This is a genomic window from Microbulbifer variabilis (genome assembly GCF_023716485.1).
Taxonomy (GTDB): Bacteria; Pseudomonadota; Gammaproteobacteria; order Pseudomonadales; family Cellvibrionaceae; genus Microbulbifer; species Microbulbifer variabilis_B.
In genome coordinates this window covers 3,442,501-3,462,103 of record NZ_CP092418.1, presented here as the reverse complement: position 1 = coordinate 3,462,103, position 19,603 = coordinate 3,442,501, and the positions used below count along the sequence as shown (strand labels likewise).

The 19,603-nt window shown below is 49.4% G+C and carries 20 protein-coding genes (1 of these 20 cut by a window edge); 17 read left to right on the top strand and 3 right to left on the bottom strand.

Annotated elements, in window-relative coordinates; genetic code table 11:
* Positions 1–218 precede the first annotated feature (218 nt).
* Positions 219–920, top strand: a complete 702-nt coding sequence (locus MJO52_RS15365; protein ID WP_252082795.1) for an FRG domain-containing protein — start codon at positions 219–221, stop codon at positions 918–920.
* A gap of 28 nt (positions 921–948) precedes the next feature.
* On the opposite strand, the gene MJO52_RS15360 is transcribed toward MJO52_RS15365, so the two are convergent.
* Positions 949–1,890: an IS110 family transposase gene (locus tag MJO52_RS15360; protein ID WP_252082793.1), complete on the bottom strand. Its 942-nt coding sequence runs from the start codon at positions 1,888–1,890 to the stop codon at positions 949–951.
* 309 nt (positions 1,891–2,199) lie between these two features.
* On the opposite strand from MJO52_RS15360, the gene MJO52_RS15355 reads away from it, so the two are divergent.
* From MJO52_RS15355 to MJO52_RS15335, 5 genes are all read left to right on the top strand, one after another.
* On the top strand, positions 2,200–2,550 hold the full coding sequence (locus MJO52_RS15355) for a hypothetical protein (RefSeq protein ID WP_252082790.1): 351 nt from the start codon (positions 2,200–2,202) through the stop codon (positions 2,548–2,550).
* A 658-nt stretch (positions 2,551–3,208) separates the two neighbouring features.
* Positions 3,209–3,508: a hypothetical protein gene (locus tag MJO52_RS15350; protein WP_252082788.1), complete on the top strand. Its 300-nt coding sequence runs from the start codon at positions 3,209–3,211 to the stop codon at positions 3,506–3,508.
* A gap of 183 nt (positions 3,509–3,691) precedes the next feature.
* Entirely contained in the window at positions 3,692–4,090 is a 399-nt protein-coding gene (locus MJO52_RS15345; RefSeq protein WP_252082786.1) for a VOC family protein, read from the top strand.
* Positions 4,091–4,158: 68 nt separating this feature from the next.
* Entirely contained in the window at positions 4,159–4,395 is a 237-nt protein-coding gene (locus MJO52_RS15340; protein ID WP_252082784.1) for a hypothetical protein, read from the top strand.
* Positions 4,396–5,401: 1,006 nt separating this feature from the next.
* Positions 5,402–6,208, top strand: a complete 807-nt coding sequence (locus MJO52_RS15335) for an amidohydrolase family protein (protein WP_252082782.1) — start codon at positions 5,402–5,404, stop codon at positions 6,206–6,208.
* Between the two features lie 161 nt (positions 6,209–6,369).
* Here the strand turns inward: MJO52_RS15335 and MJO52_RS15330 are convergent, their stop codons facing one another.
* Entirely contained in the window at positions 6,370–6,978 is a 609-nt protein-coding gene (locus tag MJO52_RS15330) for a tRNA-uridine aminocarboxypropyltransferase (RefSeq protein ID WP_252082781.1), read from the bottom strand.
* Positions 6,979–7,006: 28 nt separating this feature from the next.
* Here MJO52_RS15330 and MJO52_RS15325 point away from each other — a divergent pair, with 28 nt between their 5' ends.
* Positions 7,007–7,441, top strand: a complete 435-nt coding sequence (locus MJO52_RS15325; RefSeq protein ID WP_252082780.1) for a GNAT family N-acetyltransferase — start codon at positions 7,007–7,009, stop codon at positions 7,439–7,441.
* A gap of 302 nt (positions 7,442–7,743) precedes the next feature.
* Here the strand turns inward: MJO52_RS15325 and MJO52_RS15320 are convergent, their stop codons facing one another.
* The gene (locus MJO52_RS15320) at positions 7,744–9,825 is read right to left on the bottom strand and encodes a glycoside hydrolase family 16 protein (protein WP_252082778.1); all 2,082 of its coding nucleotides are present in this window, start codon (positions 9,823–9,825) and stop codon (positions 7,744–7,746) included.
* A gap of 513 nt (positions 9,826–10,338) precedes the next feature.
* Between MJO52_RS15320 and MJO52_RS15315 the strand changes: the two genes are divergently transcribed.
* The 10 genes from MJO52_RS15315 to MJO52_RS15270 all read left to right on the top strand — a co-directional run.
* Positions 10,339–10,854: a CinA family protein gene (locus MJO52_RS15315; RefSeq protein ID WP_252082777.1), complete on the top strand. Its 516-nt coding sequence runs from the start codon at positions 10,339–10,341 to the stop codon at positions 10,852–10,854.
* Positions 10,855–11,028: 174 nt separating this feature from the next.
* Entirely contained in the window at positions 11,029–12,063 is a 1,035-nt protein-coding gene (gene recA / locus MJO52_RS15310; protein WP_252082775.1) for a recombinase RecA, read from the top strand.
* Positions 12,064–12,552, top strand: a complete 489-nt coding sequence (locus tag MJO52_RS15305; protein ID WP_252082773.1) for a regulatory protein RecX — start codon at positions 12,064–12,066, stop codon at positions 12,550–12,552. It begins immediately after the preceding gene.
* A 97-nt stretch (positions 12,553–12,649) separates the two neighbouring features.
* Positions 12,650–14,128, top strand: a complete 1,479-nt coding sequence (gene glpK, locus MJO52_RS15300) for a glycerol kinase GlpK (protein ID WP_252082771.1) — start codon at positions 12,650–12,652, stop codon at positions 14,126–14,128.
* Positions 14,129–14,175: 47 nt separating this feature from the next.
* Positions 14,176–15,195, top strand: a complete 1,020-nt coding sequence (locus tag MJO52_RS15295; protein ID WP_252082769.1) for a class I fructose-bisphosphate aldolase — start codon at positions 14,176–14,178, stop codon at positions 15,193–15,195.
* Positions 15,196–15,241: 46 nt separating this feature from the next.
* Positions 15,242–16,078 (top strand): alpha/beta hydrolase, encoded by an 837-nt coding sequence (locus MJO52_RS15290; RefSeq protein ID WP_252082767.1) that lies wholly within the window; start codon positions 15,242–15,244, stop codon positions 16,076–16,078.
* 135 nt (positions 16,079–16,213) lie between these two features.
* Positions 16,214–16,399, top strand: coding sequence for a Trm112 family protein (locus MJO52_RS15285; RefSeq protein WP_152452364.1), 186 nt, complete (start codon positions 16,214–16,216; stop codon positions 16,397–16,399).
* A 4-nt stretch (positions 16,400–16,403) separates the two neighbouring features.
* Positions 16,404–16,751, top strand: coding sequence for a histidine triad nucleotide-binding protein (locus MJO52_RS15280; RefSeq protein ID WP_252082765.1), 348 nt, complete (start codon positions 16,404–16,406; stop codon positions 16,749–16,751).
* Positions 16,752–16,822: 71 nt separating this feature from the next.
* Entirely contained in the window at positions 16,823–19,435 is a 2,613-nt protein-coding gene (gene alaS, locus MJO52_RS15275) for an alanine--tRNA ligase (RefSeq protein WP_252082763.1), read from the top strand.
* A 129-nt stretch (positions 19,436–19,564) separates the two neighbouring features.
* Positions 19,565–19,603, top strand: partial view of an aspartate kinase gene (locus tag MJO52_RS15270; protein ID WP_252082761.1) — the 5' end (the start) only. Its footprint extends 1,185 nt past the window's final position; 39 of the gene's 1,224 nt are visible here — the first part of the coding sequence; its start codon is at positions 19,565–19,567; the stop codon falls past the right edge of the window.

Below are 19,603 nucleotides of genomic sequence, written 5' to 3'. Positions count from 1 at the left end.
AACACAGCCCAAGCCCCTCTGTGTTAAAAACAACATTGCACATGTTTGCGAAAAATCAGGCGAAAAGTGCTAACAAGGCCAAGCAGTTCGCTACGGGACTTCGCCCCTCCGCGGGGCAGCCAACGCTGCGTACATACTGTGCTGGTCGCTGCGCTTCCTTTTTAGCACAATATGTACGCAACGTCGGCTGCCCCTGTTGGCGGCGTTAGATGAATACAATGAACGAAATACGAATCAATAATTTTCAAGAACTTCATGAAGCCTTAGAGCGATATCGAAAAGATAATCGATGGATGTTTCGTGGGCATGGCAATGCAGACTGGAAGCTTCTTCCAAAAGCCGGACGTGCGCCCTTTGATAAAACTGACGATGAAAGAATGTTTCGTGCATGGCAAAGAAGATCTGTAGAATTCTTATCGCCACGCCCAGGCAATGAATGGGAATGGCTTGCTATCGCTCAACATCATGGTCTAGCAACGCGGTTGCTGGATTGGACATATCAACCCTTAGTTGCTGCATTTTTCGCAACAACGAGTCAAGACAATTGCGATGCTCACATTTATTGTTTTAAAGCTGACCAAATCTATGAAAAGACTGATGGCTCACCATTTGAAGCTGATACTTTAGCTAAATATAAGCCACATACCGTAGCTTCAAGAATAGTTCGCCAAGGCGGCTTATTTACACTTCACCCTGATCCTGCGACGCCACTAGATAAATCAAAAAGCAAAAAAGACACTCTTGAATTGATTGTCATAGATCAGGAGTATCGCAAGCTATTACCATTTGAACTATCTCACTACGGAATAAATCACTCGTCCATTTTTCCTGACCTTGATGGACTGTCAAATCATATCAATTGGTTTACATCGAATAATGAATATTGGATTACAAAGGAGCCGGGCAGTGATGGCATCTAACAAGTGACTATGGTCCTTTGTCAAGTATTTAAGCCATTTTCTCATCCCAGTAAGTGTTGTTTTTTACCATCGTATTTAGAATGGTAAGTTGCTTCCTCATACATGCGATAAGGGCTACTTTCTTTGGTTTACCAGCAGCGACCAGGCGCTCATACATTGGCTTTAATTTAGGGTGGCATTGTATTGCCGACATCATAGAAACAAACAAAACCGTGCGTACACGATGTCGCCCACCTCGAATATAGCGCTTACCCTGGAAGCTGCCGCTATCACGATTCATCGGGGCGATACCCACAAGTGCCGCAATCTCTTTGCGGTTCAACTTGCCCAGCTCAGGAAGTTCGCTCATTAGCGTGTAAGCCAGTACATTGCCAACTCCTTTAGCACTTAATAAGAGATCGCGTTTTTGTCGCCACTCGGCAACACTGTTAACAAGTTTATCAAGTTGCTTATCGACCCCTTCAAGCTCTTTCTTGATGGCTTTTAAGATAGCCTGAATGGGCTTGTGAACAGATTTGGGCATTCTCTTGAGGCGATTCTTTTGCATTGTGCTCATTTCTAAGCACTGGTTCCTGACCGTCAGTAAATCACTAATATTTCTAAGTTTTTCTGGTTTGATTGATGACAATCTTGGCTTCATTGCTTCACCAAAATGTGCGATATCAATTGCATCTAGCTTATCTGTTTTGGCGAGTCGCCCCGCTGACTTTGCAAAGTTTCTTACTTGTAAAGGATTGCAAACAACTATCGGCAGTCCCGCTTTATAAGCAGCACAGACGAATTCTAATTCTAGTCTTCCTGTGGACTCGATTAATACTCTTTGCGGTTTAAGCGGTTGTAGTTGTTTAATGGCGTCTTTAATACCCTCTTTGTTATTGGTAACACTAAAGAACTGGCCATTAGGTCTCACATATATATCGAGTTGTTTACTGCTGGTATCGATACCGACATTGATCTCTTGAGGTTCCATAAGATAAGCTATCTCCGCCTTGCTATTCGGGCTCGAGGCCCACATGACTATTCGAGTTATGCCTAGTGAGTGTCTGTCACGTTCATACTTGTTAACGGTCTTTATGAACCGGCGCAGCAACGAACTGTGACAAACAAGGCCTTCGGTGGCCGCCGAAGGTGGGTCTCAATTTACCCGTTAGCGAAAAGGATTTTCAACATCAGAATTGGACAAGAACAACCATACAAGCGGCAGCAACATCGCCCACTTTGTGGGCTGGACCTCCGCACTGCGTGCTCCGGCCGTTGTGTCGGGCGTTAAGTTCCGGATATGAAAAAGCAATTAATTACATTTCTGGCAATGCTTTGTTGTTCGTTGTCCGCAAGTGGAGTAGAAAAATTGGATTGGCCATTTGATCAAGCAAAGAATGTTGCCGCGATAACGACCAAGCAGGTCGTTAAGGATTCACTTCCAGTATTAATGGTAGTGCACTACGCGGATGATGATTCATGGGCGTTTACATGCGGTACCACTAATAAATCAGAAGACTTAATGATTGTGGGTATGGGCGAGATCACATCGCTTGATCCTACTTTGTATTCAATCGCAGATTTACCTCCTGGCTGGAGCGCCACAAGAACGTCAATGAAGTCTCAGTGGGTTCGTACTAGAGAGGAGTGAACTTAACAAGCGCAAGCAGTTTGCTGCGGCCCTTCGGGCCTCCGCGGGACGCCCAACGCTATGCACATTTTGTGCGGGTCGCTGTGCTCCCAGTATCGCACAAAATGTGTATAGCATTGGTCGCCCCTGTTGCGGGCGTTAGTTGCTCAAGGAGATTACAACCATCATCTTATCAGACAACGAAAAGTGGCTATTGGTTGAATTGACTGATTTCGGTAAAACTCTACCAGAATTAATATCAGAGATTCATTCTGATGCTACGGAAGGTAGCCTCATTGAAAAATATGAGCTGGCAATTGGCCTTGTAAAATCATTGGTGTCAAAGGGCCTGATTTCACTCTGTCAGAATACTCTGTTGAGTCTGTAAAGACATTAACCAATGATGATTTGGAAAGCTTCATTAATGATCCATGGAACTGGAGTAGCTCATTTTCAAGAGACAATAAATGGCAGTATGAGCTGGCTCCAACTAACCGAGGGGAGGCCGTGCTAGATGAGATTTTCGGAGTCCAAAAAAGCAACTAACGAGGTGCTGCAGCTGACGGCTTACTTTATACGCGTTTTGCGCGGTCGCTACGCTCCCATTTTCGCGCAAAACGCGTATAAAGTAAGCCGCCGCTGAGCACGGCGTTAATGGGCGCGGGTACAATCGAAAACAATGAATAACAAACTAAATATAAATACGTTGGTAATGCTTCTTGTGAGCTTGGCATTCAATTATTTTACTGCCAGCCTAATTGCAACTAACGAAGGACCTTCAGCATATGATATAGGATTTGTTTTTGGCCGTGCCATAACCAATGTTCTAATTGCTTTTGCAATAGTAGGTATACCTCTTGCCATTTTTCGCCGCGGGAAAAAGAAATTTACTAGAGGGGCTTACATAGTCTGGTGGGTTATCTTTGTTTTGCTAAGTTTAATGGCTTTGTTTGGTAATATGTTGCCGCCGGAGGGTTAAGCCATTAACAAGTTACTCAAGTTCACTCCGGGCCTTCGGCCCTCCGCGGGACAGCTTACCTTGTGCACGTTTTGCACAGGTCGCTGCGCTCCCATTGTCGCGCAAAGTGTGTACAAGGTAAGCTGCCCCTGCCGGCGGCGTTAGCTGCTCCGAATCATTTACACTCAATATCAAGGGACGATGATGAAAGATATAACCAGAATTAATCATGTAGGATTGAGGGTTAGAGATTTGGATGTCTCTCGTGAATTCTATGGCAAGCTAGGTTTTGAGTTTATAGTCGGCCCAGTTGGCCCTGAGCCAGTAGCTATAGTTGAGCATCCATCAGGAGTTAACATCAACTTGATCCTTAATGCTTCAAAGGATGCACCAAGGAAAAATGTGCTAATGGAAGGTGATATGAAATATCCAGGCTATACGCACATCGCTTTAGAAATAACAGACTATGATTCAGCCAAAAGTAACGTCGAAGCTCTGGGTTTTCCTATAACAGGGGAAGCCGAATACAACGGTGCTCAGTTTTTCTTTATAAGAGATCCAGATGGCAATGTTATAGAGTTCCATCAACCAGCACGCAGCTAACAAAGCATTCAAGGTGACGCCTACGGCGGACCTGAATGCGGCGTTAAGTGAAAACGTAGTTCCAGAGTATGAGCAAAGAATTCCCCAAAATTGAAAAGTACATAATAGCTAGTGATGTCGGTAGTGATAGGGATGGCATCGGTGTTGAGGTATACACCGGAAAGGATATGGTGTTGGAGGTTTTTCGTGATGACTCCAAAAAAACTAGAGAAGTTACTCTTTACAAAAAGGATCTTGATTTAGAGCTAGTAGAGCAAACTATTGCTCTATTTAAAAAGGAAATTCCATGGGATTTTCAAGATTAGCCTTAATCTCACATAACAAGGCGGTGTTGTCGCCTCGGCTGGGACTGCCATTCCGCTGGCGCTCCATGTCAGCCCCAAACCACGGCTTATGAATTCATGAGAAATACTAAATCAATACTACTTCTAGTTCTCTTGGGGCTGACCGCTTGTAGTAATAAGCCGTCCGGCGGGTTCATGCGAGGAGGTGTGCCTATGGTTGTCGGTATGTTTGAAAGTTACTATGGCAATCATGTTCAAGTTGTCGATTATATGTACAAACCACCCAGAGGCAATGCTTTAGTATTAATTCCATCAAAAGATCATGTTAATTTATAGACACGGCCTCCAGCTAACGTATTGAGTTTACTGTTATTCTCCGACTCAGCAATTAGAAATGGCAGGGTTCACTCCGAGATGGAAGGGTGTATTGGTAAGACTACCTATGTGTCTGGGCTAGTCGGCATTTTTTCTGGGTTACCTGTAATTGAAGAGATTCGTGAAGTGGCGTGCTAAATTCATACCAAACGCAAGCAGGATGCTCCGCCCCTTCGGGCCTCCGCGGGACGCCCAACGCAGTGCACATTTTGTGCGGATCGCTGCGCTCCCAGTTTCGCACAAAATGTGTACAGCATTGGCAGCCCCTGTTTCGGGCGTTATGTTTTTATTGATTCTTAGCTTCAATTTTAAATTTGTGATGGCTAAAGGGATTTAGTGTGAAAGAAGATATAGCCGAGTTAAAAAGTGAATTTAAGGCTAAGTTATTGTTCTGGAATAACATCAAAAGTAAAAAACTTAAAGTAGCCTTAATAGTTCTGTTTGTTGGCCTCGTAGGTTTGAAAGTTTTTACAAGCGTTTTGACGTTCGACTGGCTAGTAAGTTTTTTCAATTGATAAAACAGTGTAGTAAAACATAACAAAGCACTCAAGAACGGACAAAAAACAGTTGGCTGTTGTTCACTACGTTCACTATTTTAGCCAACAATGTTTTGCCGCTTAGTGCGGCGTTATGCAGCAAAGGAGAAGTGTAGATGATTGTTGATGCTTGGGCACAGCACCCAACATTACGGCACTCGCAAGATCCAGTCTTCGAGTCGCTACGCAGGTGGACGAAGATGCCTATGCCGACAACAGAAATCCCGATAGAGATGACTCTCGGAATGATGGATCAAGGTGGTGTGGATCGCAGTCTGATATCGGCTTGGGTTGCTCCCCGAAATGTCATGATCTCCAATGATGAAGTCGCAGGTTTCATGGCTAAGGCACCTGACAGGTTGGTTGGCGTGGGGTCAGTGGACATCTCGAAGCCGATGGAGGCTGTTCGAGAGATCCGACGTTGCGTAAACGAACTAGGTTTCAAAGCGATTCGGGTTTTGCCCTGGATTTGGGAGGTGCCGCCGATCGATCGCCGGTTTTATCCCGTGTACACAGCATGCTGTGATCTTGGTGTTCCGTTCTGCACCCAGATTGGTCACACCGGGCCGCTCATGCCGTCGGAGGTTGGTCGACCTATCTACCTAGATCAGGTGGCCCTGGATTTTCCTGAGCTAAAAATCGTCGGTGGTCACATTGGCTACCCTTGGACAGATGAGGCTATTGCGGTTGCTACAAAGCACGAAAACGTATACATCGACACGTCAGCGTACACCGCTAAGAAATACCCACAGCCTCTAGTCGAGTTTATGCGAGGACATGGCCGCAACAAAGTTCTCTTCGGCACAAATTACCCAATGATCATGCCCGCCAAAGCGCTCGAGAATCTTCCAGAGCTGGCGTTGGGAGAAGATGTGGAGGAGCTTTTCTTGAGTGGTAACGCATGCCGAGTATTCAATTTATAGTCAGAGCGGTGTGGCCTAACAGGCACTGCCTGGGACAAACCTACGCTGCGCTTCGGTTTGCCCCAGAGCGCGGCGTAAGGTGTAAGACTTACCCACGTTTAGTAGACACCCTGTATAGTTAGGTTTAGGCCTAACACGAAATTTAACATGGGTTTGGTTATTCACGCGGGTTCAAATGTAAAGCTCTTCTGTTGCAGCTCAACCATTTTTTCAAATGGCGCTAACAATTTTAAAAAATTGTTATTCCCCTCTAGCAATTGCATTGCCATGGCGATACTTTCAATTGTAGATAGCCCGTCTGCTACAGAAGTTTTACGGATTTCATAATTTGATTTTAGGCCCCCACCAAGATTGATCCGTGGAAGACGTTGCAATTGAGGATTGAGGTGGAGAATTTTTTTGGATTTCTTCCAGGTTGCATCTAGCACGATCAGCTGCTTAACAGGTGCTTGTTTACTTGAAGTTTTATTAGATTGGTGATTATTAGAGTTCAGCTCGCCACTGTCAGGTAACCATTCCAGGGATGGGTAGAGTAGGGCGGAGGGCGTGCAAAGCAAAGTATTTAGCTGATGGGTCGATAGGCTCTCGGCTATCATCATTTCGCTGTTACTCAGGCATAGGTGTGCCATACGTCCTGTATTGAATGGGTGCTTCTCCTCCTGCGGGTGCTGTATGATCACCACTTTTATGGTGCTTGTTAGGCTAACCAATGCGCTGCAATAGCAAACATTGGGTGGGCGCAGGCAAGTATTGCAGGTTTCTCTGGGCATTTTTCGACTACTGAGTACAGGCAGGTTTATGGGAGTTACGCAGCCTTCTTATAAGGTTCAATGGTTGGCAGATATTGAGATTCCGCTAGCGAACAAATTCTATCGCATGCATGGATTTCGTGGCAAAGCCAAGCGACATGAAGATTGTGCAGTCGTGCGTAACGAGCGAGGTGAGGTGATTGGCTGTGGCTACCTGCGTAGATATGAATCTTTTAAATTACTTGCAGGGGTTGCGGTGGCCCCTGAGTACCAGGGGCGGGGAGTCGCGCGTTTATTGCTAGCACTCCTGGCTAAGAGGTTTGACAGGAATACCTATACCTTTCCCTATATCCACTTAGAGTCTTTTTATTTGTCGCTGGGCTTTGAGGTAGTGGAGGCCGAATTGCTGCCAACCCCTGTAGCTGAACTGTATAGTAGCTACCTGAATCAAGGGCGCTCCATATCAGCAATGGGTTATCGATAGCTGTTTTTTTGGTTTATATTTCTCTAAATGATTGAGTGCAGAGTATATATACCCTTTTGTGCGATTTAATTGAAATTTTATAACTTTCCTCACAATCAGATAATAAACTGGGTATCATCATTAAGATGCTGCCCAGACCGTCCAGAAGGCGTTGGTTTCTCAGTTAGGTAATCTGTACGCTGTGCTCCGTTTGGTACAATTAATTTTTAAGTAGGGTAGTTGCAGTTTACACTGATTGAGTGTTGACGTTTGTGGTTACTTAATCCGTACAGGGACTGGATATTGTCCGGTGGCTGTCATCGTTATTCTCCAGCAGAGTCTAGACAGCGGTGTTGATGACCTCCCAGTCGATAGTTACAGAGCTGATCATTGCTGAAGTCACTATTACTGAAGTCACTTAGAGGGCTGCAGGGCTTGCACTTTCTTTTAGGCTGCTCCTGTCGCCCGTGATGTGGATGGCACTTGTGGGGTGGGTGCTGACAGTGAGATCCAGAGGCTTCACTGGAAAAATAGATGTTATCGATCTCAATATTAGTGATATCTCCTTCTACACCTAATATTTCAAATAACTGAATCACGTTGGACATATCCACTTCATCGCTGAAGTCGCTGACTGGGATGGATATTTGATGCCATTGGCCGTCACGGACAAATTCATAGGGATCAGGGTTTTTGTTAAATTCGATCCACTTTTGTTCAACATTATTGATGCTGCCACTCTTCATGCCGACTTTAAAAGGGGTGTCACTGCTGGTTTTAAGGAAAAAATTTAGTGTGGCTCTATCGTTATCGTAAGCGGATAGGTCGTGGTAGCTGTTGGCGGTAAATGCCATGCCAAACCAGCCGGCTCCAGAGGATTGGTAGGAGAGGGACTTTTCGCCTTCGAATGGTGATTGAGAGACTTCCAGCAGGGTGTTTTCCCACACGAATAAATTGCCATCGCTACCCAGCTTAAAAGTCGAATCGGCTTCGAGCGTTTCACTGTATACGGAAAAAATGCCAGCGGGGATAGTCTTTGCCTCTCCCTCACTGAAGTAAATTTCATCAATGGCCAAGGTGAACCCCTCTGCAGGTGCGTCACCACGAACCATTATGGTCTGGCTAATGGTGTGGAAGTCCACAGCATATTTGCTTAGCGGAATGCTGACCAAGTGCCATTGTCCATCTCGTTTTAACCCATAGTCTTCACCGCCATCGATTAAATCAACCCAACTATCGCTACCACTGCCAGTGCTGGCGATACCAATCCCAATCGTTTCAGTGCTGCTGGTCTTGATACGTAAGTTTAAGTGACCATTTTGATAGTGCATCATATTTAGGTCGTAGTGCATCCAAAAACCCATGCCAAACCAATCGCCAGCGTCAATATTAAATTCCAAGGCCTCATTGTCATCAACACTTGCGGTGGATTCCATATTGTTCCAGATATAGAGTTCGGTATCGGTGCCAAGCTGCAAAGACTCAGAAATCTCTTCACCGTCACCGTATATGCCTAGGTTGCCTAATTTTGCCTTGTCTTCGGCCAGGGTGATTTCTGTGTTGTAGTTATTATCGTCGTTATCATAGATACGGATATAATCCACATACATTTTGGCGGGCATCGGTGCAGTGATTTCTTCATTGCTAAAAATCTGTGGGAAAATACCGCCCACAGCGAGGTTGAGTATCAGGAAGTGCTCTTGACGAAACTCATCAAACGCCGGGTCTTCACTGTTAATGTTGATAATTTCGTTGGCTTCATCGTCCACCCACATCGTAATATGGTCGGGTGTCCAAGTCATACCAAAAATATGGTAACCCTCGGTTAAATCCCTACTGTAGCCAAAATCTTTGATGAGGTTTTTACTTTGACCGTAATCCGCTTGTCCTGTGTATTCATCGGACTCATGATGCCAGTGGAAGGCACTGGAAATCGCTGAATTGACACTGCTGCTTTCGAGCGCCTCGGCCATGCCGGCTTCGAGAATATCCAGTTCACCGCATGCGGGCCAGCCGACCTGCCCATAGTTATTACCGAGCTGCCAAAAAGCCGGCCAGAGACCGGCGTTGAGATCAGGTAGTTTGATGCGGGCCTCAATCGTACCGTATCGATAAGAGAGTCGACCAATCGTTTTCAGGCGGGCAGATGTAAAACTGCCATCAGTATTGCGTTGTGCCTGAATAACCAGATTACCCTCTTCGATATAGGCGTTATTACTATTGCCTGTGTAGTCTTGTAGTTCGTTATTGCCCCAGCCCCAACTGCCTACATCGTAAGTCCAGACGGATTTATTAATACTGTTTCCTTCAAAATTATCTTCCCAGATTAAAGTTTTTGCGTTGATTAATGGAGAAGCGCAGCTTCCCAGGATAGTCATAACCATCACTGATTGTTTTATTCGCATAGCTTTTTATTCTTTTTTGGCTATCAAAGGGGTATCGTTGATCTTTTTATCGACGAATAAAGCCTAACAAATAGCGGGTTATTCTTGGGTGAGTGCTTTCCCCCTTTATCGCGTGCTCAGTCCTGCTTATCGCACGAGGTTAGTACCATGCATTTTTCTTTGTCCTGTAGCTATATTTTCCGCACTTTTAAAACCTATGAGGATGTTTATGTGTTGGGCGTGCCGGACTAGAAGAGTTACATCTTTTTTGTGGGTAGTTATGTCTTGATTAAAAGGGAGGTAGTTTTTTGAATCTACAGAGGCTGTAGTACCGCTTCAGTAATTTTTTAGGCTGGCACGGTAATGTTATTTTCATTTGCTGCTTGTAGGTCTATGGATGGCTATACGCCATTGCTTGGTGCAGCGGATGGCGGTCTTGTTAGTGGAGGTTGCGTTCAGTTGGCATAATATAAGGTGATGTGCGGGTTGCTCCTGGCGAGTGAGTACCTTGAGAAATGATACGCGGGTAGAAAAATGGCTGATCATGGCGAGATATTAAGTTTGGCACAGCAGCTTGGTGAGGAATTGATAAAGCGCTGTTGGCTTGTAACCTCTGCGGAGTCCTGCACTGGTGGTGCGATTGCCGCGGCGATCACTTCTATTCCCAATGCGTCCAATTGGTTTGATGGTTCAGTCGTTAGTTATGCCAATCGCATCAAGCACGGTGTGTTAGGGGTGGATGCGAAGGACCTAAAACAGTTTGGTGCGGTCAGCGAACCAGTTGCCCGGCAAATGGCTTGTGGAGTGCTGGCTATGATGGATGCCAACCTGTCCGTGGCGGTAAGCGGTATTGCTGGTCCCAGTGGTGGTACCGAAGAGAAACCAGTCGGTACTGTGTGGATTGCCTGGGCTCATGCGGAAGGGCAGGAACCGGTTCAGATTGATGCTCGGTGTTTCCACTTTAAAGGGGATCGGGCCACAGTTCAGGCACAAACGGTGCTGGAGGCTCTCAAAGGGATGCTGAAGATCTTGGAGGAACACCCTGTTTAAAGGTGATCTACCTGGTCAGTTTACTGGTGTGATAGCGGGGTTGTGCAGAATTGAGAGCGGTGTAACCGTGTTGGGAAGATTGGTACTGATTGCGCTGGAATTACTGGTTGCCTATACAGTAATCCTTCGATAAGCTTGCCCCACTCAACACAGCTCAGATATACGGGAACGGTCATGGATTCCAATAAAGACAAGGCATTGAAAGCGGCGCTGTCGCAGATCGAACGCCAGTTTGGCAAGGGCACAGTGATGCGTATGGGGGATAAGGAGCGCGAGCGTATCCCCGCAATCTCCACTGGCTCTCTCGGCCTGGATGTGGCGCTGGGGATAGGCGGCCTGCCCCGCGGCCGTATCGTTGAGATCTATGGCCCGGAATCCTCTGGTAAAACCACTCTGACCCTGCAAGTGATCGCCGAGGCCCAGCGCAAAGGCGGTACCTGTGCTTTCGTGGATGCAGAACACGCCCTAGATCCCATTTATGCCGAGAAGCTCGGTGTAAATGTTGATGAGTTGATCGTCTCCCAGCCAGATACCGGCGAGCAGGCCTTGGAAGTGGCAGATATGCTGGTGCGTTCCGGTGCTGTGGATGTATTGGTTGTGGACTCCGTTGCAGCCTTGACACCGCGCGCTGAAATTGAAGGAGAGATGGGAGATTCCCACGTAGGTTTGCAGGCTCGTCTGATGTCCCAGGCACTGCGTAAGTTGACCGGCAATATCAAGAACACCAATACCTTAGCGATCTTTATCAACCAGATTCGTATGAAGATCGGTGTAATGTTCGGCTCCCCGGAAACCACTACCGGTGGTAATGCTCTTAAGTTCTACTCCTCCGTGCGTTTGGATATCCGTCGCATCGGCTCGGTAAAAGATGGCGATGAAGTAGTGGGTAACGAGACCCGCGTGAAAGTGGTGAAGAACAAGGTGGCTCCGCCCTTTAAACAGACTGAATTTCAGATCATGTACGGCGAAGGCATCAATATGATTGGTGAGGTTGTCGACTACGGTGTGAAGCTGGGCTTGGTTGATAAGGCGGGCGCTTGGTATAGCTACAAGGGTGATAAGATTGGTCAGGGTAAGGCCAATGCTACCAAGTTCCTGCGTGATAACCCCGATATCCGCAATGAAATTGAGGCTCAGCTGCGCGCACAGCTGTTAGGCGATCTGGTTCCGGCCAGCCCTGAAGAGGCTGCCGAACTGCCCCAAGAGTAAGTGTCTTTTTCCTCTAAGGCGGCTTTCACCGCCGACCCCGCTCAAGCGCTTTTCGGCGCGGCGCTTGAGCTGCTTACCCGCCGCGAGCACTCCCGTTTGGAATTGAGGCGGAAGCTGGTGGGTAAGTTCCCCGATGCCGACTTCGATGCGCTATTCGCGCGCTTGCAAGAGCTCAACTACCAGTCTGATCAGCGCTTTGCCGAAGTTTTTGCCCGTTCTCGTGTTCAGCGTGGTCAGGGGCCCTTGCGTATCCGCCTGGAATTACAACAGCGCGGCATTTCCGCAGAGCTTTTATCCCAGGTCTTAGAGCAGTTAGAGGTGGACTGGTTTTCCCTGGCCCATGAGCAGCTACAGCGCAAATATCGCTCGTCAATTGATTTGGCGTTGCCGCGGGAACAGCAACTGAAGGAGCGCGCACGTCGCCAACGCTACCTGTCTTACCGCGGTTTCTCTTCAGATGCTATTAGCTGGGCGCTGGACGAAGAGTAATCACGCTTATACTCTCATGCTTGCTTGAGGCGCAAAGGTAATGCTTTCCCTCAGGCTTAGGGTAATGAGAGAAAGAATAATAAGCGCGAGAGACTTTATGATCCTGTCTATTGATCAGGGCACTACAGGCACCACGGCTTTCGTTTTTGATAGTAGCGGTACCCTGGTGGGGCGCAGTTACTCAGAGATCCCCAATTATTATCCAGAGCCTGGATGGGTCGAGCAGGATGCTGAGGAAATCTGGCAAGTCACCCAACGTGTCTGCACGGCTGCCCTGCAGCGTGCTGATGTTTATGCATCCGAAATCAAATCGGTTGGTATCACTAACCAAAGAGAGACAACGATCCTGTGGGATCGCCACACAGGCGAGCCAGTGCATAGGGCAATTGTCTGGCAGTGTCGGCGCTCAGCAAATATTTGTGCGCAGTTTGCCACAGAAGGAAAGTTCGAATGGCTGCGCGCACGCAGCGGACTACTATTGGACGCGTACTTTTCTGCCAGTAAGCTGCTGTGGCTATTTCGAGAGCAGCCGGATCTACAGGCCCGTGCTCGCAAGGGGGAGCTGTGTTTTGGCACGGTAGACAGCTGGTTGATCTGGAAGATGAGCGGTGCCCGCGCGCACATGACTGATCATACTAACGCCAGTCGCACCCTACTTTATAACTTGGAGGAGAAAAGCTGGGATCCAGAGTTGCTGGCTCTTTTTGAGTGCCCTGAGTCGATTCTGCCAGAAATCAGGTCGTCTGCCGGATATTTTGTCGATACGGATCCAGCAGCTTTTGCTGGCGTCAGTGCACCTATTTGTGGGGTGGCTGGAGATCAGCAGGCGGCGCTGTTTGGGCAAGGCTGTACGAACCCAGGAGATCTCAAAAATACCTATGGCACTGGCTGCTTTATGCTGGCCTATGCCGGCGAAAAACACCCTGAACCGCCTCGCGGCCTGCTGGCCACAATCGCTTGTGACCCCCATGGATTACCAGGCTATGCGGTTGAGGGCTCAGTATTTACCGCGGGTTCAGCAATACAGTGGCTGCGTGATGAAATGGGATTGATTCAGCGGGCTGTCGATAGCGAGATTATTGCGCAGAGCATTCCCAATACCCGCGGAGTGTATTTAGTGCCGGCGTTTAGCGGCCTGGGTGCACCACACTGGGATTCATCGGCGCGGGGAACTTTGTGTGGCTTGAGCCGGGGTGCGGGGCGGGCTGAAGTGGTTCGCGCCACTCTTGAGTCCATCGCCTACCAGAGTGATGAGTTGGCGCGGCTTATGGAAGAGGCTCTAAAGGTTGATATCAGCCATATGCGTGTCGATGGCGGGGCAAGCGCGAACAATTTCTTGATGCAGTTTCAGGCCGACATTTCCGATCTGCGTGTAGAGCGCCCCAGACAGATTGAGTCCACGGCAATCGGCGCGGCGCTATTGGCGGGGATCGGCAGTGGTCTCTGGCATTTTCACCAGCTACCGGAGCGTCTGCTGGAGATTGAGCGCGATTTTCTGCCGGGAATGCCAGCAGAAAAAAGGGATTCCCTACTGACGGGTTGGAAGCGAGCAGTTGCAGCCTGCAAAGCATTCTAATTTAAGCGTCTATCCTTGACTGGGTTTTGGCACATGGAGGTGTTTTTATGACAGTTCACGATGAGTTAAAAGCAACGATAGATTCTCTGGTCGATGGTCGTCGGGGAATCCTGGCTGCAGATGAGAGCAGCGGAACTATCGCCAAGCGCTTTTCTGCTGTAGGGGTGGAATCAACCGAAACAAACCGCCGAGATTACCGTGCGGCCCTGCTGTCGAGTGAGGGGCTTGGGGACTTTATTTGTGGTGTCATTCTGTTTGAGGAAACGCTCGGTCAGAGTGATAGAGGTGGTACGCCTTTGCCTGAGGTGGCGGCGGCACAGGGGATTCTACCGGGTATTAAAGTTGATAAAGGCAAGGGGCCTCTTCCCGGCGCGGAGGGGGACATGATCACCTATGGGCTCGATGGCCTTATCGAACGCTTGCGGGAATATAAGGCGCAGGGAGCGCGATTTGCCAAGTGGCGGGAAGTGTATCCCGTGAGTGCTCACAACCCCACTGAGTTGGGGCTTACTGCTAACGCGGAAATGTTGGCTCGGTATGCCGCCGTTTGCCAGTCTGAGGGGGTGGTGCCCATTGTTGAGCCGGAAGTGCTAATGGACGGCAATCACAGTCTCGAACGCTCCGCGACTGTTAACGAACAGGTTTGGAGCAGTGTTTTTCATGCCTTGAATCGTCATGGTGTTATTTTGGAGTTGATGTTGCTTAAGCCGAGTATGGTCACTCCTGGAGCAGAGTTGCCTAGTGCGGAGCCGCAAGAAGTGGCTGAGTACACTTTGCGCAGCCTGCGTCGCAGTGTGCCTGCCGCAGTGCCCAGTATCAATTTTCTTTCTGGTGGACAGGGCCCGGAAGAGGCTACAGAAAACCTTAATGCCCTTAACCAGCTTAACAATGCTCCATGGCAGTTGAGTTTCTCCTATGGGAGGGCATTGCAACAGCCGGCGTTAGCGACTTGGCATGGCAAGCTGGAAAATATTGAAATGGCGCAGAGAGCCTTGGTTAAGCGAGCATGTATGAATCATCTGGCTATGTTGGGTAAGTATCGCGATAGCCTTGAGGGGGAGGGTTAGGGGTGACCAAAGCGCGACAAAACAATAAGGAAAGTGGGCTGCGACAATGGAATTTTTAACAAGAAACATCAGTTTGCATTACCGCCGCTGGTGGGTTGAAGGCGCGCGGGGAACTGTGGTGATTTCCCATGGGCTGGGTGAGCACAGCGGCCGTTACGTTAATTTAGCGGCACATCTTAATCGGGCAGGTTTCAGTGTGTATGCGCCGGACCATTATGGTCATGGTTTGTCCCAGGGGAAGAGGGGGCACATAGAGGATTTCTCGCTCTATAGCGAGGACCTCTATGAATTTATCTGCCTGGTCAAAAGTGGTAACCCCGGCACACGGCTGCATCTGTTAGGGCATAGTATGGGGGCAGTGGTCGCTTGTGGCAGTGCCGTTCGCTACGGGGCAGTAGATAGCCTCATCCTATCAGCACCGGGTTTCCGCGGGGCTAAGGAGCCTTCGGGACTCGAGTTGAGGCTGGTGCTGATACTGGCAAAGATGTTCCCAGGGCTAGTGCTTTCCAGCAGGATAGATAGCCAGTGGTTGAGTCGGGATTCTGCGGTAATTGAAGCTTACCGTGAGGATGAGCTAACGCATCGAGGGGTTTCACTGCGCTGGTTTGAGACATTTCTGCGCGAGCGGGAGTTTCTCTCCACTAATCTGGAGCGATTACTGGTGCCTTGCCTGATGTTACTGCCGGAATCCGATCGGCTGGTGGATGTTGGAGTGAGTCGTGAGTGGTTTGGGCGGATGGGCTCGGCCGGCAAAATGCTGCACTGCTTTCCCAAGGCTTATCACGAGCTTTTTAATGAGGTCGAAGAGGGGCGTTTAGCACGTGATCTGCTGCTTGGTCATTTAAAATCCTACGAACCGCAGGCGGGGTCTGTCGTCTCTTGATAAAAACAAGGGGCAGACAACCATGCTGGTTGTAACCCTTGGCGAATGCCGTGAAAAACCCTATGAAGCATTGTATGATACGCGGTCATTTTTGCCCCCTGCTTGTTACGCCAGGGGGAAATAGTGGGGTGGAACATGGATAAGAAGTTACTGAGCCTGTTAGTGTGTCCGGTAAGCAAGGCGCCGCTTGAGTACCGTGAGGAGACCCAGGAGCTGGTGTGTAAAGCTAGCGGTCTGGCCTATCCAATAAAAGACGGCATCCCGGTGATGCTGGAATCCGAGGCGCGTCAGCTGACTGCTGAGGAAAAGCTGGAAAAATAAACCAATGGGTGAACCCAGCGTTTTCAGTCGAATTATCTCGGGCGAAATAGCGAACGAGAAAATCTACGAGGACGATCTTTGTATCGTTATTGAGGATCGGGCGCCACAAGCCCCGACCCATCTCCTCATTATCCCGCGTAAACCCCTGGTTAACTTGTTTGACGCCAATAGCGATGACAAGGCTCTGCTCGGCCATTTGATGTGGGTGGCCGCTGAACTTGGCAGAAAGCTGGGATTAGAGGGATTTCGACTTGTCGTCAACAATGGTCGAAGCGCGGGGCAGACCGTATTTCACCTGCATGTCCATCTACTGGCTCAACAAACCATGCCCGAGCAGGGGCTTGCACAGTAGCGGGACAGACGAGACACCGCGTCACCGGTGTCATTCAATAACTCTCAACTAACGAAGTGGAATTACGCCGGATGAAAAGCGCACAGATTCGCGACGCCTTTCTGAATTACTTTGCCGAACAGGGCCACACTGTGGTGCCGTCAAGCTCCTTGATTCCGGGCAATGACCCGACCCTGCTATTCACCAACGCCGGCATGGTGCAGTTTAAGGACACCTTCCTCGGTCAGGAAAAGCGTCCCTACAACCGGGCCACTAGTTCGCAGCGCTGCGTGCGTGCTGGGGGTAAGCATAATGACCTGGAAAATGTAGGTTATACCGCGCGCCACCACACATTCTTCGAGATGCTGGGTAATTTCAGCTTCGGTGATTACTTTAAGCGCGATGCCATCCGTTTTGCCTGGGACTTCCTCACCAAGGTGCTGAACTTGCCAGAAGAGCGCCTGTGGGTAACCGTGCATATCAGCGATGATGAAGCAGCCGATATTTGGCAAAAGGAAGTTGGGGTGAGCCCTGAGCGCTTCTCCCGTCTTGATGAGGATAATTTCTGGCAAATGGGTGATACCGGCCCCTGTGGTCCCAGTTCAGAAATTTTCTTTGACCACGGCGAAGATGTACCCGGTGGCCCTCCTGGTTCCGACAACGACGATCTCGATCGCTATATCGAGATTTGGAACCTGGTATTTATGCAGTACGAGCGCACGGCGGACGGCGAGCTGCACCCGCTGCCTAAACCCTCTGTCGATACCGGGATGGGGCTGGAGCGTATCGCCGCTGTTATGCAGGGCGTGCACTCAAATTATGAAATTGACCTGTTCCAGGCGTTGTTACGAGCAGCCAGTAGCATTGTTGGTTGCGATAACCTAGAGGAAAAGTCTCTGCGTGTGATCGCTGATCATATTCGCTCTTGCTCCTTCTTGATTGCCGATGGTGTTATGCCTTCCAATGAAGGTCGTGGCTTTGTATTGCGCCGTATTATTCGCCGGGCAGTGCGTCATGGGCACAAGTTGGGCCACAAAGAAGTCTTCTTCTTTAAGTTAGTGAGCGCTCTAGTAGAGCAGATGGGAGAGGCCTATCCAGAATTGCGTGAGAAGCAGTCGCTGATTGAGCAGGCACTGCGCAAAGAGGAGGAGCAATTCGCCAAGACCTTGGATAAAGGTATGGCTTTGCTTGAGAGTGCATTGAGCACTCTCGAGGGGAGTGAGGTGCCGGGTGAGTTGGTATTCACCTTACACGATACCTACGGTTTTCCTACAGATCTAACCCAGGACATCGCCCGCGAGCGCGGCCTATCTCTGGATATGGCGGGTTATGAAGCCGCCATGGAAGCTCAACGTGAGCGGGCCCGTGCCGCCGGTAAATTTAAGCAGGATTATACCGAAGCTTTGGATCTGCAAGGTGCCACGGAGTTCCTTGGATACGAAACCACCGAAGCAGAAGGCACAGTAACCGCGATTCTCAAAGACGGAGATCAGGTTGAGCGTCTGGAGAATGGGGAAGAAGGCGTGGTAATCCTCGATCGTACGCCATTTTACGCTGAGTCAGGTGGTCAGGTTGGCGATAGCGGTTATCTAAAGGCCGCATCGGGCCGTTTTGAGGTGCGTGATTGCACCAAGCAGGGCAGTCATCATTTACATACCGGCAAGCTGCTGCAGGGAACAGTAGTTGTTGGTGAGCGGCTCACTGCTGAGGTGTCAGCGGATGTGCGCCAGGCAACGGCATTGAATCACTCTGCGACTCACTTGCTACACGCCGCTCTGCGCAAAGTGCTTGGCGAGCACGTAACCCAGAAGGGCTCATTGGTGGATTCCGAGCGTTTGCGTTTTGACTTCTCCCACCCGGAAGCGGTCACCGCCAAGCAATTGCACGCGATCGAATCCCTGGTGAACACGCAGATTCGCGCGAACACACCGGTTGATACCTGCGAGACAGACATTGAGTCAGCCAAAGAAATGGGTGCCATGGCACTGTTCGGTGAAAAGTATGGCGATACAGTGCGCGTTCTCTCTATGGGCGCTGTAGAGGGCAGGACTTTTTCTGTAGAGCTGTGTGGTGGCACTCACGTGAAACGCACGGGGGATATTGGTCTTTTGCGTATTGTCAGCGAGAGTGGCATCGCCTCCGGCCAGCGACGTATTGAGGCGGTCACCGGTGCGCATGCGCTGTCACAATTTGACCGCGCTGAGCAGCGGCTGGAGCATGTTGCGGCTCTCCTCAAGGCGCGCCCGGACACTCTTGCAGATAAGGTAGAGCAGTTACTGCTCAATAACCGCAAGTTGGAAAAGGAAGTTGCGCAACTCAAGACTAAGCTGGCCAGTGGTGCTGGTGGAGACCTCAGTGCCCAGGCAATAGAGATTGCGGGCTTTAAACTGTTGGCCACATCAATCGACGGCGCCGACCCTAAATCTTTGCGTGACCTGGCTGACCAAATGAAGAGCAAATTAGGCAGCGGAGTTGTATTGCTGGCGGCGCCGGGAGAGGAAAAGGTTGCCCTGATTGCGGCAGTGACTAAAGACCTCACCGACCGCTTATCGGCGGGAGACTTGATGCGTTTTGCTGCTGGCAAGATTGGCGGCAAGGGCGGTGGTCGCAGCGATATGGCGCAGGGGGGGGGCACCGACGCTTCGGCTCTGCCAGGTATGCTGCAAGAAGTGCCTGTATGGGTAGAGAACGCCCTAAAAAGCTGATTTCGGTCAATTTGGCGCCATAAATAGCGTGTGAAGTTGATTTCGCCGAAGTTTGGTGATTAAGTGCGCGCCTGCACGATTTCGGGTGGTGCGCGGACTTGGCCTGGAGCTAAGGAAACACAGAAAGTTATGAGTTTGTTCGTGCAGAAATACGGCGGGACTTCCGTA

Excerpts from the sequence above, each read along its gene's own strand:
- MJO52_RS15365 (WP_252082795.1), top strand. The coding sequence starts at position 219 with ATGAACGAAATACGAATCAATAATTTTCAAGAACTTCATGAAGCCTTA.
- MJO52_RS15360 (WP_252082793.1), bottom strand. The coding sequence starts at position 1,890 with ATGGAACCTCAAGAGATCAATGTCGGTATCGATACCAGCAGTAAACAA.
- MJO52_RS15355 (WP_252082790.1), top strand. The coding sequence starts at position 2,200 with ATGAAAAAGCAATTAATTACATTTCTGGCAATGCTTTGTTGTTCGTTG.
- MJO52_RS15350 (WP_252082788.1), top strand. The coding sequence starts at position 3,209 with ATGAATAACAAACTAAATATAAATACGTTGGTAATGCTTCTTGTGAGC.
- MJO52_RS15345 (WP_252082786.1), top strand. The coding sequence starts at position 3,692 with ATGAAAGATATAACCAGAATTAATCATGTAGGATTGAGGGTTAGAGAT.
- MJO52_RS15340 (WP_252082784.1), top strand. The coding sequence starts at position 4,159 with ATGAGCAAAGAATTCCCCAAAATTGAAAAGTACATAATAGCTAGTGAT.
- MJO52_RS15335 (WP_252082782.1), top strand. The coding sequence starts at position 5,402 with ATGATTGTTGATGCTTGGGCACAGCACCCAACATTACGGCACTCGCAA.
- MJO52_RS15330 (WP_252082781.1), bottom strand. The coding sequence starts at position 6,978 with ATGCCCAGAGAAACCTGCAATACTTGCCTGCGCCCACCCAATGTTTGC.
- MJO52_RS15325 (WP_252082780.1), top strand. The coding sequence starts at position 7,007 with ATGGGAGTTACGCAGCCTTCTTATAAGGTTCAATGGTTGGCAGATATT.
- MJO52_RS15320 (WP_252082778.1), bottom strand. The coding sequence starts at position 9,825 with ATGCGAATAAAACAATCAGTGATGGTTATGACTATCCTGGGAAGCTGC.
- MJO52_RS15315 (WP_252082777.1), top strand. The coding sequence starts at position 10,339 with ATGGCTGATCATGGCGAGATATTAAGTTTGGCACAGCAGCTTGGTGAG.
- recA (WP_252082775.1), top strand. The coding sequence starts at position 11,029 with ATGGATTCCAATAAAGACAAGGCATTGAAAGCGGCGCTGTCGCAGATC.
- glpK (WP_252082771.1), top strand. The coding sequence starts at position 12,650 with ATGATCCTGTCTATTGATCAGGGCACTACAGGCACCACGGCTTTCGTT.
- MJO52_RS15295 (WP_252082769.1), top strand. The coding sequence starts at position 14,176 with ATGACAGTTCACGATGAGTTAAAAGCAACGATAGATTCTCTGGTCGAT.
- MJO52_RS15290 (WP_252082767.1), top strand. The coding sequence starts at position 15,242 with ATGGAATTTTTAACAAGAAACATCAGTTTGCATTACCGCCGCTGGTGG.
- MJO52_RS15285 (WP_152452364.1), top strand. The coding sequence starts at position 16,214 with ATGGATAAGAAGTTACTGAGCCTGTTAGTGTGTCCGGTAAGCAAGGCG.
- MJO52_RS15280 (WP_252082765.1), top strand. The coding sequence starts at position 16,404 with ATGGGTGAACCCAGCGTTTTCAGTCGAATTATCTCGGGCGAAATAGCG.
- alaS (WP_252082763.1), top strand. The coding sequence starts at position 16,823 with ATGAAAAGCGCACAGATTCGCGACGCCTTTCTGAATTACTTTGCCGAA.